Genomic DNA, 13,785 nt, shown 5'->3' on the forward strand with positions numbered 1-13,785 from the left:
ATCCATCAACACTCGATCAGCCAGATCAATCCCACGCTGGTTAATGCCGCCATCGTCATCGCTAAGAAGGTCCCCAGCGACAAATCATTGACTCGATCGACACGGATTGCTTGTGGTTGACCCAGGTTGATCCCCTTCGCTTCCAGTTCTGGTAAAGCCGGGATTCTTGCCCTTCCCCAGAGCAGCTTCAACACCAGATTCAGCAGCGTCGAAATCAGAATCATCCAGCTCACCAACACACCAGCTACCCACCATGTGGACTCATTCATCAGTAAACCAGACAGTTGCCACATCCCCACACCGATTGCTCCCGGAACTCCCCCAGCCAGCAACCAACCGGCGACCCCCAGCATCTGCGACCAGCGCGGAATTTTTTGCGATAACCCACCCCAGGCATCCAGTTCCCGGCCCACATACTGCCTCTCCAGATGGTGCAGGAGCAACAGCATGACAGCCCCGCTCAACAGCGAACCCAGCACCAGGAGAGCTGCCACATCACCGACAGTATCACCACCCGCCCCAATACATCGGGCAACCATTCCCAATTGCTGCACTGCCAGCACTGTATAGCCCACAATCTTCCGCAGATCACTCTGAGAAATCGCCAGACACGCCATCCAGAGAGCACCACACAAAGCCACACCACCCCACCAACCCGGCAATCCCTGCCCATGACCGGCAAATAAAGGGACCAGCACAGTCGATACATACCAGAGGCTGCTCATCGCCAACCCGCTGGTCAGTAAGATGGTGAGTGGCAAAGATTGACCTGTAACCAGCGATCCCCACCAGCCATGCATCGGGAATAATCCGGCACGAATCCAGAGGCCCAGCCCTAATAGAAACAGAACCATGCCCGAAGTTGTCGACCACACTCGCGATGACATTTCATTCTGCTGACTCCACAGCGCGATCTGGCTGATCAGTTCACTCCAGCGATACTCCGCCGGTGGTGCCACTGGCACAAGATCAGCCTTCAGCGGAGAAGAAATCGCCGACAGCAGCAGCATCGCGAGCATCAGGCATACACTCGCCACCCCCTGCCAGATCAACGTCGCTGTCAGTTCACTCTTCGACTCTCTTCCGGAAACAGCCACAGCCCGACCGGCTGAATCGTTACGAGCCACCTTATGCTCGATCATCAACCCCCACAGCCCCACCAGCCAGCCCACATCGAAAGAGAACAGACTCCATCTCCAGTCCGTGGCCAGCCAGCTCCCGGTCCAGCATGTCTGCACAAAAAAAATCACCAGCCAGCGGTCTTCATAAAAATCATCGCCCCTCTCCCACTTCGGTAGAGAACGCTGCTTCGAAAAAATCTTCTCCGTCGAGCTGATCAAAGCCACCAGCAACGACAGCACAAAGACCATCAGCCAGGAGAAATCATCGCTCGATATCAAACGGCTCAACTCGCCAGAGCCACTGAACCCAGAACCATGCCACCACGGAGCCCACAGCAATGCCACAAACCACAGACTCACGTTGAACCACGGGAGCAGAGGCAATATACACCGCACACCCCCTGCTGAGGCTGGCCAGACCTTTGTTACCAGCAGGATAAGTATCCCCACAAGTGGCAGCAGGCTGGCTAAAAGTGCCATCAGCAATAGCCATTCTGGCACGATCATTCCTTTGTCACAGCAGGTGGCAGCCAGCAGTCCTCAAACTCAACGTCTCACAAACAATAGCAGCCATAAACTGGCAGTCAGCACCAGCATGGTCATGTAAAGCGACAGTTGGCCAGTGTGCAACCCTCTGAGCCACATTCCAGCCTGTACTCCCAGCGAGCCGACCCGTTGCCAGCAACCATCAATGACCAACCAATCACCCAGTCGCACCAGTTGGGCGATCCCTCGCACCGGGAGATGGATTCCCCAGAAGAACAACTTCTCCACCAGCAGATGGTCTCGCCCCAGTTCCAGAAATGGCTTCATGATCTCTCCGCAGGTTCGCCATGCGAGCTTAGGGACGGTTCCGCTTCCTAAAAGGATGGCCAGTAGACCCCCTGTCAGTACCGTGCTCGCAATCAGCAGATGTCCCACACGCCACGGAACTTGACCGTGTTCGATGAAGGAGAGGAAGAATTCCCCAGGGACTGCGAGCAAAATGTAAACCCCCATCAGGAAACAGCTCGCCACGAAAAGGGCCCATCCTCCAGAACTTGACCCACGCTCAACCTCTCGGGTGGCAGGCCACAGGAGACCCATTGTCAGCCACAGCATGCCCAGCAGGATTGCCATTTGCTGCCAGAGCTTGACTCCTTCCAGATCGATGGGCAGCCAGGCCAGACTCAACCACCCCACGCCCATCCACCATCGATTCTGTCCAACGGGACTGATCAGCCACCATGCTCCCAGCACCCAGCCTGACAGCCACGAATATCGAGACCACACTTCACTCCAGTCGATCTCCGTGAATGATAAATCGGCGACACCTCCCTCACCCGCCTGACCAGCCAGTTGAAAAAACTGAAAAACTGCCAGGCTCAACAAAGTGGCAAGCAACAAAGTGCATCGACCAGAATCGGACCACTGCTCGTTCCAGCCAGCGTTTTTCCAACCAGCGCTATTCTGAGGCCCCTGAATTCCACTGAGATTCTGTTCAAGCACTCCGGCCCGACCCGGCACACGATCAATTCTGGCTTCATCCGCAGGTACAGCCAGCACTCTTCCAGAAAGAAACATCCAGCCGCACAAAACCACCGATATCGAACTAAGTTGTGATGCCAACTCCCGCCCCGCTGAACCTCCCGCCAGCGAAGCCTGAGCCATCAAAGGCCAGCTGCGCTCCAGCAGCAACACACCCGCACCAGCACTCAACACAGCCACTGCCAATGCCAGTCGGGAAGGGGCTCGTTCCGCCACCTTGGTCCCACGTTCCCCTGCAGGCAATTCCGCGATCGCCCCGGCAGACAACATCGCCGGAAACAAAAACAGCTTCGGTAAACACCCCAAAAACCAGCAGAGAATTCCCATCTCCAGCAGCCCAAACTCATAACTCCCCGGCAGCGCGACCTTCACCCTCTCCAGATCTTCAAACCCATGAATGCGAAATCCCTGCACCAGCAGCATGGCAGCGACCAGCAGCAGCAAATCTCCCGGCAACTGATGCAATAGCCATCTCTGCAGCGAGATCAGCACTCGTGGAATCGATGTGGTTCGATCTCCCCATGCGAACTGATAGAGCAACACAGCCAAGGTGATCAGATGGGCTCCCACAATCAGCAACACCAGCGGGCTGGCCATCGCCAGCAGCACCAGCCCCAGCAAACCGACGGAAACACCCAGGGCAGCCATCTTGCCAGGAATCTCTCCGGCGACGGCTGTCGGAACCTGTGCCATGTCGGCACTGGCTGCATTCTCAGAACGGGTCAGGCCCCGGTATCGAGCCCCATGCTCTCCGATCATCAATGCCAGGCCTACTCCACAAAGTATGGCCAGAATCGCCATTCGAAGAGGGCTGATTTCCAGAAATCTGACTGCGTGACTGGAGTTGCCGTCTTCAATCCTCACTTCTCCAGATTCGACCATCGGCAAGACGCGAGAAACCACCCTCCAGACTTCGTTCGAAATCTCTAGAGAAGTCTCATTGGCAGCAATGAATTGAGCTGGATTTCGGTCCCATCCACCCTCCCACACGGCACTCGCCAGAGCCAGCACACCGGTGATGAACCAGACCAGCAGACTTCCCCTCCAGACCCAACTCAGGCTGTAAGACACGTCCCCCTCAGAAGTCGCGTGCTGTGTCACCTGCTGGAAGCCTGGAGCCAGCACGTCCCCACCGTTTTCCACGCGCAGAGTCATTTCCTCACGCCGCTGCAGACGGCGATTGGCAGAAATCGTCGGCTTCGCAGGCAACAACGCCAGCATGACTACCCAACAGAGGGGAATCGCCAGCAGAGTGAGACAGATCATCCCTGAAATCGACGGCACGACCACTGACAATCCCCTCCTGTCCGGAAACCGGGCCTACTGGAACGCAGCTCGATCAGCCAGCCGAGCGGCTCCTTCCTGAGCCACTGACTCTTCGTACTGTAAAGCCTGCTGCTGGTATAGGCCGCGATCAGTTTCTTCGGGTTCTGCGGAGGTTCCTGCGAGCTGATCCCCAGGGGATACTTTCGAAACACTCCAAGCCCGCAGGATCATCAGCCAACCCAGACACAGCAAAACGCCCGACAGGAGCCCCCTCCCATCCGGATGGGCCGCAGGCCGGCTGAGCATCAGGATTGTCATTCCCAGAAATGCCACCGCGAGACTGCTGACCTGCTCTGAAAATCTTCCAGCCAACCCACGGGAAAGTCCCACACAAATCATGACCAGACCGGCACTTCCCATCAGCATGGCAACTCCTCCGCCTCGGCCATCCCTGCCGAAGATCGCCCGGACTTCCAGACAATGCCCACTCCAATCATCAGGAGTAACAGCCCGGCTGGCCATTCTTCATCCATGCGAAACCCGCTCTGTTCGATAGCGGGCGAATTTTCATGCATACGACCATCTGCCGAAATCATGAGGGCCGAAAACAACAGGATCGCTGCCGCCAGAGCACTGATCGTCATACGAAATCGCACCAGAATCGCAGGAGATTTCACTAGGTTCATTGAGCCCTGGGCAACTGCCGATGGAGCGTGCGATGCAACCGGAAAAAACTGCGGAGTGTTAGCAGAGACGATGTACAGCACCATCGTACCTGCCAAAGCCATCACTCCACTTTCCCAAACTTTTCCTTCCAGAAGTGTCCCTAAGGCGGCACAGATCATTCCCCCCGCCAGAAACAACAAACTGACGATTCTCGATCGAGGGGAGGCACAGCGATACGTCGCCCACGCACCCACCAGTGCCACAGTGGCGAACCAGCACAGATCAGCCGGGCGGGAAATCTCGAATGTGGAGCTTTGACCTTTAGTCAGCTCCCAAAGTATGGCCATAAGTCCCATGACGACGACCACACATCCCAGAGAACTCACCACCAGCCGACGTGACCAACTGGCAGCTCCCCACGCCAGCCCGACGACCACTGGCCAGAAGAGCTCGACTTGTTCCGTGATGTTCAAAGCCAACGAGATCATCTTTCCGCCCGGACTTCTTTCGAAAGAACCTGATTCCGTTTACCCAGTCTTTTCCAGACTGTGATCTCGATCTGAGAAAAAACCATCGCGCACTCTCTGCAACAAATTCACCCTGATAAAAAACTCAGAGGGGCCCTTCAGGAGCAGGCCCACCGCGCCGCCAGGCTTCTGCGGCTTGAGCACACGCTGCGATTCTTTGCCGGACGAGTTCAATCAGTTCGGCATCCTGTTGCTTGCTGTAAGCGGCAATCTCCTCGGGCAGAATGGGCTTCCCAAAGACGACACGCACCCGCCGGGGACGCAACATCAGTTTGCCTCGTGGCAGAGCGAGATTGGCTCCCGCAATCCCTGCAGGATAAACAGGGACTTTCCCGCGTCGCATCAGGGCCAGAAAACCTGGTTTCAGTGGCCCCATTTCTCCATCGACCGATCGTGTCCCCTCAGGAAAAATTCCCACTAGAAACCCCTGTTCGAGACGGTGCTGCATTTCCCTCAGGCTTCCCGCACGAGCCGCATCTCGATCAATCGGCACCACATAAACCTTCCTTAAGAAGGCTCCCAGAAACCGCTTTTCAAACAAGGTGCTGCGCGCCAGATAGGTGACGGGCCGACTAAACGCCAGTGGTAACAGCAAAGGATCGAGCATGCTCTGATGATTGCTCAAGATCAGCCCACCCTCTAAGTTATTGAACTGCTCCGATCCACTCACCCGGTAACCCATCCAGGGGTAGAACACCATTCGGAAGACCATCTGGCAATAAAACCAGACCCGATGCCGCTGAACTCCAAGCGGCAACCCGGGAGGTGGAACAGGTTGTGGTTCAGCAACTTGTTGGCATGGCGCAGAAACAGCCGCCGGTTCGTTCGCCCCCGCTGCTACAGAGGCTGCTGGCTCATGATTGACCACATCGTTAGGAGTGGTCGAGGGAAGACCGGTATTGTCCACGCTCACGTCTTTCTTCGTCGATTCTGGCAAATAAACTAGGCTGGCCATCAATCTCAAGTGGAAAACATGCTGTCCAACCACCGAGAATCAATTCGCCAGAACAGTAACAGAACTCGGGTTGTGTCGAAATCCCTTTGGATTCATAGTCTCAGGACAACGGCATTCATTTCTCGCAGGCAGAATTGGCAATTCCCACTGGCCCGGCAATCATGCTCTATTCACCCATCGAATCGCAGCCATCGAACTTCAAGAGGCAGACCGGTATGTCTTCGTCGATCACGTCTTATCTGCGGCTGTTACTTGTTCACATCGTTCTGATAGGTGTCATCCTGACAGGTGGCGGCTGGTGCCAACTCTTACCAGCCACTCTCGCACAATCCGGCGGAACTGTTGCCAGCGAGAATGAATCTGCCAACTCTCCGAGTGCCCTCGACCCGCAGGAAAATGGGCTTGCAGAAGGACGCTCGACGTTCTGGTGGTTGATCGAAACTTCCGGCTGGATTGGTCTGGCACTCTTGATTATTTCCCTCTATTTCGTCGCCAAAGTCACACAGTGCTTCCTCGAGTTGCGAGAGTCCGTCCTCATGCCGCCCAAGTTTGTGGCCAGATGCCATCAACTGATTGCGGAGCGGGAATTCACCACGCTGCTGGCGACTGCCAAGGCAGAAAATTCTGAGATTGGCCGCGTACTGACCACTGCCTTCTCTGGTTTATCCATTGGCATCGCCGAAGCGCGTGAAGCGGTGGATCGTGGTGCCGACACACTGGCCGTTAACCTGGAAACCAAAATCAGCATGCTGGCCGTGATCGGTTCTTTAGGCCCGATGATTGGTCTGCTGGGCACGCTCAAGGGGATGATCTCCAGCTTTTCGGTCATTGCGCTTTCCGATCAACAGATGAAAGCCAGTGCCGTCGCCGGCGGAATCTCGGAAGCACTGATTCTCACCTTCGAAGGAGTCGCCCTTTCAGTCCCCGCGATTTACTTCTTTGCGTTTTTTCGCAATCGAGTCGCCAACCTGACAGTCGCTGTCCAGAACACTGCCGATGAAATCGTCAAACGAGTTTATCTCGCTGCCAAAAACAACTGATTCAGTCCCTGAGCATCCTTCGCACCCAGATTCTTCAGGAACAGATCCACCATGCCCATTCAGCGCCATGCTCACGGCTCGGAGATGAATCTAGAGCCCAATCTGACACCACTGCTTGATCTCGTGTTTCAACTCATCACGTTCTTCATGCTCGTGATCAATTTCAAAGGAGCATCTCTCGATTTAAGCCTGAAACTCCCTGTTCTGGGCTCAGCCAGGCCCATTGAATGGAAAAAAGGAACAGAGCCCATCGTGATCAATCTTCGCAGCGATGGGACTGCCCAGGTTTACGGCGAACCCATCGATCCTGCCGAGTTTTTCGCAGCCATGGCTCGACAAGTCTCCAATGCTAAAAATCCCGATGCAGAGGCCGAAAGCCGACCTGTCATTCTCCGTGCGGATGAGCGGGTTCCTTTCTCGCGGATCAACGAACTGATGACTCTCAGCCGTGAACATGGATTTGAGAATTTCGCACTCAGTGCCATGGTACCTTCCGCTCAGACTGGCCCTGGAAATCGTTCCAAGTCTGTTCCAAAGGTACCCGCAACCAGAGAGCCAGGAGGTTCACCATGAGGCATCGGAATCGATTCTCTCACGGAAATGTGGAACTCAACATGGCCGCCATGCTCGACATGGCGTTTCAACTTCTGGCATTCTTTATTCTCACCTTCACACCGTCGCCCATCGAAGGACAGTTCGCACTCAAACTGCCACCCCCTGTAGCGCAAACGCAACCTGAGACTTTGACTCCCGCCAGCAATGATGCCGAAGCGATGCTCGATCTGCAGGCGATCCATCTCACGTTACTGGCCAATCCCGAAGGCCGATTGAACGCAGTTCTGCTGGAAGATCAACCGCTGTTCCAGGGCGACTGGACACCCCAGCAAGCGACACTCCTGAACAATCAGCTGAAAGAGATCTTTCAAACACCAGATTCTCCCTTTCACCAGATTCAGATCATCTCGGACAAAACTCTGCACTACGGAGACATGATGAAAGTCGTGGAAGTCGTTTCCCGACAGAAACTGGCCAATGGCAAATATCTGCGGGAAATTGGATTTAGCGAACGAAACACCAGATAATGAATTGGTTTCTCAATGGACCAGCGGATCGATTCAGCGCTTGAGTGGATGGAACATGGCACGTCGAACAAGAGTCAGACCCTTTGGGGCCGGCATACCAGCGGGGCGAACCCTTTCGCTGGTGCTCCTCTTGTTCATTGTCGGTCTCTGCGTACTACGCGCCAGGCAGCCCGGGTTCTGGACATGGCTCGCCATCGATGATTCCCGCCAGTTAGTTCTCACTGACCACGATCTTCCACAAAACCAGTTTCACACAACGGTCAAAGCCCACAAAGCATCCGCTGAAACCGGTCCAGCTTCTCAGGTGATCAACAACACCCTACCCGACGAATGGTCGAGCTTCTCAAACGAGGCTCAACCCATCGAAGATCGGCAGGCTCTGCAACAAGTCGATATGCCCGCCTATTGGAGATTAATGAGCTGGACCAAAAGTGAATCATTTCTCGATCTGCTCCAGCGTGCCAATCCGCAGGTCCTCTTCGTGAATCTCTGGGAAGAACCGCAGGTTCACCGGGGCCAGCCTGTCCGGCTCCGGCTCAATGTCCGCCGCGTCCTTTCCTATCAGGCGGGTGAGAACAACCTGGGGATTACTCAACTCTATGAGGCTTGGGGTTGGACGACAGACTCGAAATCGTTTCCTTACGTCGTGGTCTTCCCCGAATTGCCGGCCGGCCTCCCTTTAGGTGCTGATGTCAACGCCGAGGTCGAGTTCGCTGGCTACTTCCTGAAGGTCATGGCCTACGATGCTTATGAAACTCGCCGCGGGGCCCCTTTACTGATTGGGCAACTTCGCCTGCTCCAACCCACAGCAACTAATTCTCCTACATGGCCCAAGCCACGAGAAATGATTCTATGGGCAGTTGGCATATTTGCGGCTATCGGTCTTGCCATCGCATTCGGGATACGCCAGTTCCGCCAGAGTCATCCGTCACTGCCAGTGATCACCACTTCCAACAACAGCGAGACAATTCGGCCCAGTCTTGTGGAGCAGACCGAAGCTCCAACAGTTTCAACTCCACCAACGTTCGAGAATCAGCTCACACAAATACCTCAAGAAAGAAGCTCATCCACGGAATTGAACAATACGCTGACACCATTGCCAGACGCAGAGAAAACGCCCTCGGCCTCGAACGATCAGGCGTGGTTCAATGTGTCCGATTCGACCGCTCAAACTTCCGGTGGAATTGATCTCTTCGCTCAGCCGTCAAGGCCCAAACCTCCATCCGCTGAGAGATAATCTGTCGCTCGCTGTCTATCGAAAGAGCGACAGTAAGCCGAAACGAATTTCTTGCCAGGCATTTCGTCATGCTTCCGGCGGATCATCATCCATCAAGTCGAAATCATCACCAAACAACAGCAGTTGAGACTCGGCCCTGATCGATTGGGGGGCTTTGAGTTTTCGCCGGGCCACCAGAGTTGATGAATCTTCTCTCTGAGGATCGGCACGGAGATTCATCGATCTCAACATCTGCCGGATCTCTTCCATCCGATCTGCCTGCAGTGGTGTCTTATCTTTTCGCCAGCGGAGCATGCGAGGAAATCGCACGGCAATCCCGGATTTATGCCGGGGCGACTCCTGAAGACTTTCAAAGCCAATTTCAAACACCAGCTCAGCCTTCACACTGCAAACCGGGCCAAATTTCTCAATGGCATGTTCGCGAACAAACTTGTCCACTTCCCGCATTTCATCATCGGTCAAACCCGAATACGCCTTGGCGAACGGTACCAGCACATTCCCTTCCCAGACAGCAAATGTATAATCGCTGTAAAGACTGGCCCTTCGCCCATGACCCCGCTGGGCATAGACGAGCACGGCATCAATCGTCATCGGTTCGATCTTCCACTTCCACCAGTCACCACGCACTCGACCAGCCTGATAAGTCGAACTCTTTCGCTTGAGCATTAAGCCTTCGACACCTCGCTCCCGGCTCGTAGCCCGCACATTCGCCATCTCTTCCCAGCTCGATTCGTGAATGAGTGGTGCCAACTGCAATCGAGTAAGCGGCAACCCCTCAAACAGTTTCTCCAGTAACTCCCTGCGGCGCACTAAAGGCTCATTTCTCAGGTCTTGCCCTTTGTGCTCTAACAAGTCGAAAATCATCATTCCCGCAGGAACATCCTGCTGCAGTTTCTTCCCGACGGTCTTCCTGCCAATCCGCCTCTGCAGTTGTGAGAATGGTTGAAGCTGTCCTTCCTTGATGATCAGAATCTCTCCATCCAGCACCGTTCCCAAAGGCAACTGCTCAATCTCAGGAATCAACTCCGGGAAAGCCTCGGTAATCAACTCCTCACCGCGCGACCAGATGAAGACCTCACCACCGTCGAAACCCATGACCTGTCGATGGATCACCTGCGCTCGAATCCCATCCCACTTCCACTCAACCTGCCAATCGGAGGTCGCACCCAGCGTTTGAATTTCGTCCTCCAAAGGGTAAGCCAGACAGAACGGATAGGGCTGACTGATATTCAGCTCCTGCCCTTCCGGCTCGATCAAGGCGCGATAGTTTTCTGCTGTCGGCTGCCAGTTTCCCATCAGGCGATGAGATAAAATGGGTACTGCTATCCCTGTCACTTGAGAGATCGCCCGCACAATCAGTTGCTGCGAAACCCCGACACGAAAACCGCCCGTTATCAGCTTGTTCCAGACAAACCGTTCAGTCGTGCCCAGCGATCTCCAGGCGTGCTTGAGCATCAATTTCTGTTCAGATTCGCCGGCATTGCGCAGTTTGAGAAGTACTTGAGTAATCCACCATGAAAAGGGTCGATCCTCACTCTCCTGAGGTGGCGGAAGCAGCAGCGCAATCGTCTCGGCCAGATCACCCACCGCTTCATAGCATTCAGCGAACAACCACTCAGGAAGTTCAGCCAGTTCGGCTGCCCAGAGCCTCAGACGCTTCACCGGAACAGGCTGCGCCGGGCGATGGCCACTCAAAAACCAAACGGCCCAAGCGGCATCGACTGGCTCTGCCTGGGCAAAATATCTCTCCAGTGCGGCTAACTTCTCGCTGGTGCGTGTCGTCGCATCCAGTTCTTTGAAAAGTTGAGAAAAGCGGCGCATCCCCTGTCCTTCACCAGATCAGCGTGGTTGCTCAATTCTAGCAGCACCACAGATCGAGAACAGAGAGATAGAAATCTACATGAGTTTTACAGCGCGCCGCTCCCTGTCAGCACCACGCGAACAGTTCGCAGGAGAATCTTGAAATCATTCCAGATCGAGCAGTTCTGCAGATACAGCAGATCGAGATTCACCTTGCGGCGAAAGCTTTCAATATCATTGTCGTAACCGTTGATCACCTGTGCCAGGCCGGTCAGTCCGGGCTTAAGCCCCAGTCGATTGATGTAGTTGGGAATCTCAGCTGAGAGCTTTTCGATGAATTCCGGCCGCTCAGGACGTGGCCCAACAAGTGACATTTCGCCCTTGAGCACATTCCATAACTGAGGCAGTTCATCAAGGCGGGTTTTCCGCATGAACCGTCCCGCCGGTGTCACTCGAGGATCACCCTGAACTGCAAACTGGGCACCATTTTTCTCAGCGTCTGTGCGCATTGTGCGAAACTTATAAAGCGTAAACGGCTTTCCGTACCCATCTTCTTTCCGACGGTTGTTCTCAGGATGACGTCGTTCAACACCCGGCGGAAGAGCCGCTTGCCTTTGATTGCGGCGATCACGACGCCCCGACTTCCGCTGATTCAATCCCACGCGCGTCTGGCAGAAGATAATCGGCCCAGGAGAAGAAACTCGAACAAGGATGGCTGCCAGCACCATCAGCGGAGCGGTCGCAGCGATTAATACCAGTGCTCCCACAATGTCCATTATCCGCTTGGCCAGGCGCGTCCCTTCGCTGAGACACCTCGTACTTCGACGGGTTTTTTCCAGCTTCAGTTGTGTCAACCATTGGGGAGGAATTGTCGAATCATCAGCCACGTACTGATCATACAAATCCGCAAAATCGCTTCCTGCATGATCATCCCGTTCTCTGGCCGACGGATTTGGCAGAGTGGTCGAGATCTGATCTTGAGGAGTCGCAATGGTGGACAGTGGCTTCTCGAGAATTGTCGCGCTCATGGCATCGGCACCTGGCCTTGATTTCTGATCAAGGCACCTGCTGAAACAAGGGAATGTCAGCCATTCGAATCCCGTACGAATGGGCCAAAGCTCTCTGGCAGAGCCTGTGTTTTCGTATCGAGCTTACGTCGCATGATCGCCGCAGGAGGCCATCTCATTGCCGATCTCCAGAGGCTCGTCGTGGTTCTTTGGCCACCTGGCGCGGTTGTACCAGCATGTGGCCATTTCGCCACATGCTGGTGAAGCGTGGTCATCAGATCCGCTCGTGAATCAATCATTGATTTCAAAAGGGCTGGAAAGCCACCCGGCACAGCCAGTTGTTCAGCGATTGATACAAAGTGTAAAGAATCGCGATAAGCAACAGAATCACTTTTATCGCTACAACCACTACAATCAAACCTGCATCACTCTCGCAAATTCCTCGTAACCACAATGAGGGCTGAGTGTTACAGCACGAGGCCCGTTTGTAGCGATTGCAGCGATTATAGCAGTGGCACGGCCTGTGCTGATTGTAGTGCCATCGGGGCTGATAACGCCCTGTCTGTGTGACGAGCGTGTGATGGAGACCTGAGACCTCCGGAATCACGCCTTGAGATGCATGCCTTCCGCGTCTGTGGCAAGCGTGGAAGGCTTCCGGCCGCCAGGAGTCTGGGGCGGCACAACGGGCTTTCATCACTTTCGTGAACTGTAGTGAAGAGAGCACGTGCCCCAGACCCTGCGGCGTGCTGGAACCAACCGCCAGCCTGACATCGAGTCATCACACCAAGACCAATAAACGCCACGACTTCGATCAATGACGACCAGTCAGCCCATAACGACTCTTTGAAAGTCAGGCCTGTCTGGATTGCACCATACATCACTCACGACCTGAGAGTCGTGCTCTGCCCATGAACGAACTGAAGGATTGTGTTTTCCCCTATTTGCCACGAGAGGAATGGTTATGTTGAGGTCATTTTTTCGAGATGAAAGCGGTTTTATTGTCAGTGCCGAACTGGTACTGATTGGCACGTTGGTTGTTCTGGGAATGATCACAGGTCTTGTCTGTCTTCGTTCAGCTGTGGTCGATGAACTCGCTTCGCTGGGAGCCGCATTCCGTGGCATGAACCAGACCTATTACACGCCGGCATTTTTTGGTTGCCGCAAGTGGTGGGGACGCACCAGTTTCACAGCGGGTTCATTCTATAGCGATGGTCGCTATTTCGCATCGTATCCTCTAGCGACCGAGATCCAGGGTGGCTGGGGAACGAGCGATTTTGTTCCAGCCGCACCACCTGTGATCAACACTGCTCCTGGCGATAGTAAGACAGTAACACCCTCGCCCTTGACACCTCAGCCCGAAGATTGCCCGCCACCCGCTGTGACAACTCCTTGCGACAATTGTCCTCCCGAAGGAAACGTCCACGGCCCGGTAGCTCCGCAATTTCCTCAGTATGGGCCCGATGGCAAGCCGTTCATCCCCTTTGGCCCATCACCACAGGCATTACCACAGTTTTAATAACACTTATTCAACCCTCTATTGACTAGCGAGAGTCGCTT

The 13,785-nt window shown here is 54.7% G+C and carries 13 protein-coding genes; 6 read left to right on the forward strand and 7 right to left on the reverse strand.

Going from position 1 to position 13,785, the window contains the following annotated elements; translation table 11 throughout:
* Positions 1-5: 5 nt before the first annotated feature.
* The 5 genes from PLIM_RS16050 to PLIM_RS16080 form a co-directional block, all read right to left on the reverse strand.
* On the reverse strand, positions 6-1,622 hold the full coding sequence (locus PLIM_RS16050; RefSeq protein ID WP_013111372.1) for a hypothetical protein: 1,617 nt from the start codon (positions 1,620-1,622) through the stop codon (positions 6-8).
* A gap of 45 nt (positions 1,623-1,667) precedes the next feature.
* Complete coding sequence (locus PLIM_RS23105; RefSeq protein ID WP_148227146.1) at positions 1,668-3,932, reverse strand: hypothetical protein; 2,265 nt, start codon at positions 3,930-3,932, stop codon at positions 1,668-1,670.
* A gap of 36 nt (positions 3,933-3,968) precedes the next feature.
* Positions 3,969-4,340: a hypothetical protein gene (locus tag PLIM_RS16070; RefSeq protein WP_013111374.1), complete on the reverse strand. Its 372-nt coding sequence runs from the start codon at positions 4,338-4,340 to the stop codon at positions 3,969-3,971.
* Complete coding sequence (locus PLIM_RS16075) at positions 4,334-5,068, reverse strand: hypothetical protein (RefSeq protein ID WP_013111375.1); 735 nt, start codon at positions 5,066-5,068, stop codon at positions 4,334-4,336. Before PLIM_RS16075 ends, PLIM_RS16070 begins: the two co-directional genes overlap by 7 nt.
* A 124-nt stretch (positions 5,069-5,192) precedes the next feature.
* Positions 5,193-6,062, reverse strand: a complete 870-nt coding sequence (locus PLIM_RS16080; RefSeq protein WP_013111376.1) for a lysophospholipid acyltransferase family protein — start codon at positions 6,060-6,062, stop codon at positions 5,193-5,195.
* Between the two features lie 215 nt (positions 6,063-6,277).
* On the opposite strand from PLIM_RS16080, the gene PLIM_RS23110 reads away from it, so the two are divergent.
* From PLIM_RS23110 to PLIM_RS16100, 4 genes are read left to right on the forward strand one after another with little or no spacing between them, the layout of a single operon-like run.
* On the forward strand, positions 6,278-7,102 hold the full coding sequence (locus PLIM_RS23110) for a MotA/TolQ/ExbB proton channel family protein (protein ID WP_013111377.1): 825 nt from the start codon (positions 6,278-6,280) through the stop codon (positions 7,100-7,102).
* Between the two features lie 51 nt (positions 7,103-7,153).
* Complete coding sequence (locus tag PLIM_RS16090; protein WP_013111378.1) at positions 7,154-7,675, forward strand: ExbD/TolR family protein; 522 nt, start codon at positions 7,154-7,156, stop codon at positions 7,673-7,675.
* Positions 7,672-8,184, forward strand: coding sequence for an ExbD/TolR family protein (locus PLIM_RS16095; RefSeq protein ID WP_013111379.1), 513 nt, complete (start codon positions 7,672-7,674; stop codon positions 8,182-8,184). Before PLIM_RS16090 ends, PLIM_RS16095 begins: the two co-directional genes overlap by 4 nt.
* 55 nt (positions 8,185-8,239) lie before the next feature.
* Positions 8,240-9,421 carry a hypothetical protein gene (locus PLIM_RS16100; RefSeq protein WP_013111380.1) on the forward strand — a complete coding sequence of 394 codons (1,182 nt, stop codon included), beginning with the start codon at positions 8,240-8,242 and terminating at the stop codon, positions 9,419-9,421.
* 66 nt (positions 9,422-9,487) lie between these two features.
* On the opposite strand, the gene PLIM_RS16105 is transcribed toward PLIM_RS16100, so the two are convergent.
* Both PLIM_RS16105 and PLIM_RS16110 read right to left on the reverse strand, forming a co-directional pair.
* A complete protein-coding gene (locus PLIM_RS16105; RefSeq protein WP_013111381.1) occupies positions 9,488-11,242 on the reverse strand; it encodes an ATP-dependent DNA ligase in 1,755 nt (584 codons plus the stop codon).
* An 86-nt stretch (positions 11,243-11,328) separates the two neighbouring features.
* Complete coding sequence (locus PLIM_RS16110) at positions 11,329-12,249, reverse strand: sugar transferase (protein WP_013111382.1); 921 nt, start codon at positions 12,247-12,249, stop codon at positions 11,329-11,331.
* A 157-nt stretch (positions 12,250-12,406) separates the two neighbouring features.
* Here PLIM_RS16110 and PLIM_RS24230 point away from each other — a divergent pair, with 157 nt between their 5' ends.
* Both PLIM_RS24230 and PLIM_RS23115 read left to right on the forward strand, forming a co-directional pair.
* On the forward strand, positions 12,407-12,676 hold the full coding sequence (locus tag PLIM_RS24230) for a hypothetical protein (protein WP_013111383.1): 270 nt from the start codon (positions 12,407-12,409) through the stop codon (positions 12,674-12,676).
* A gap of 513 nt (positions 12,677-13,189) precedes the next feature.
* A complete protein-coding gene (locus tag PLIM_RS23115; protein WP_013111385.1) occupies positions 13,190-13,744 on the forward strand; it encodes a Flp family type IVb pilin in 555 nt (184 codons plus the stop codon).
* Positions 13,745-13,785 lie beyond the last annotated feature (41 nt).

The sequence above is a fragment of the Planctopirus limnophila DSM 3776 genome (assembly GCF_000092105.1).
In the GTDB taxonomy this organism is placed as follows: Bacteria; Planctomycetota; Planctomycetia; order Planctomycetales; family Planctomycetaceae; genus Planctopirus; species Planctopirus limnophila.

Bases quoted from the DNA above. Each gene is read 5' to 3' on its own strand.
- PLIM_RS16070 (WP_013111374.1), bottom strand. From the start codon at position 4,340: ATGCTGATGGGAAGTGCCGGTCTGGTCATGATTTGTGTGGGACTTTCC.
- PLIM_RS16075 (WP_013111375.1), bottom strand. From the start codon at position 5,068: ATGATCTCGTTGGCTTTGAACATCACGGAACAAGTCGAGCTCTTCTGG.
- PLIM_RS16080 (WP_013111376.1), bottom strand. From the start codon at position 6,062: ATGGCCAGCCTAGTTTATTTGCCAGAATCGACGAAGAAAGACGTGAGC.
- PLIM_RS23110 (WP_013111377.1), top strand. From the start codon at position 6,278: ATGTCTTCGTCGATCACGTCTTATCTGCGGCTGTTACTTGTTCACATC.
- PLIM_RS16090 (WP_013111378.1), top strand. From the start codon at position 7,154: ATGCCCATTCAGCGCCATGCTCACGGCTCGGAGATGAATCTAGAGCCC.
- PLIM_RS16095 (WP_013111379.1), top strand. From the start codon at position 7,672: ATGAGGCATCGGAATCGATTCTCTCACGGAAATGTGGAACTCAACATG.
- PLIM_RS16100 (WP_013111380.1), top strand. From the start codon at position 8,240: ATGGCACGTCGAACAAGAGTCAGACCCTTTGGGGCCGGCATACCAGCG.
- PLIM_RS16105 (WP_013111381.1), bottom strand. From the start codon at position 11,242: ATGCGCCGCTTTTCTCAACTTTTCAAAGAACTGGATGCGACGACACGC.
- PLIM_RS16110 (WP_013111382.1), bottom strand. From the start codon at position 12,249: ATGAGCGCGACAATTCTCGAGAAGCCACTGTCCACCATTGCGACTCCT.
- PLIM_RS23115 (WP_013111385.1), top strand. From the start codon at position 13,190: ATGTTGAGGTCATTTTTTCGAGATGAAAGCGGTTTTATTGTCAGTGCC.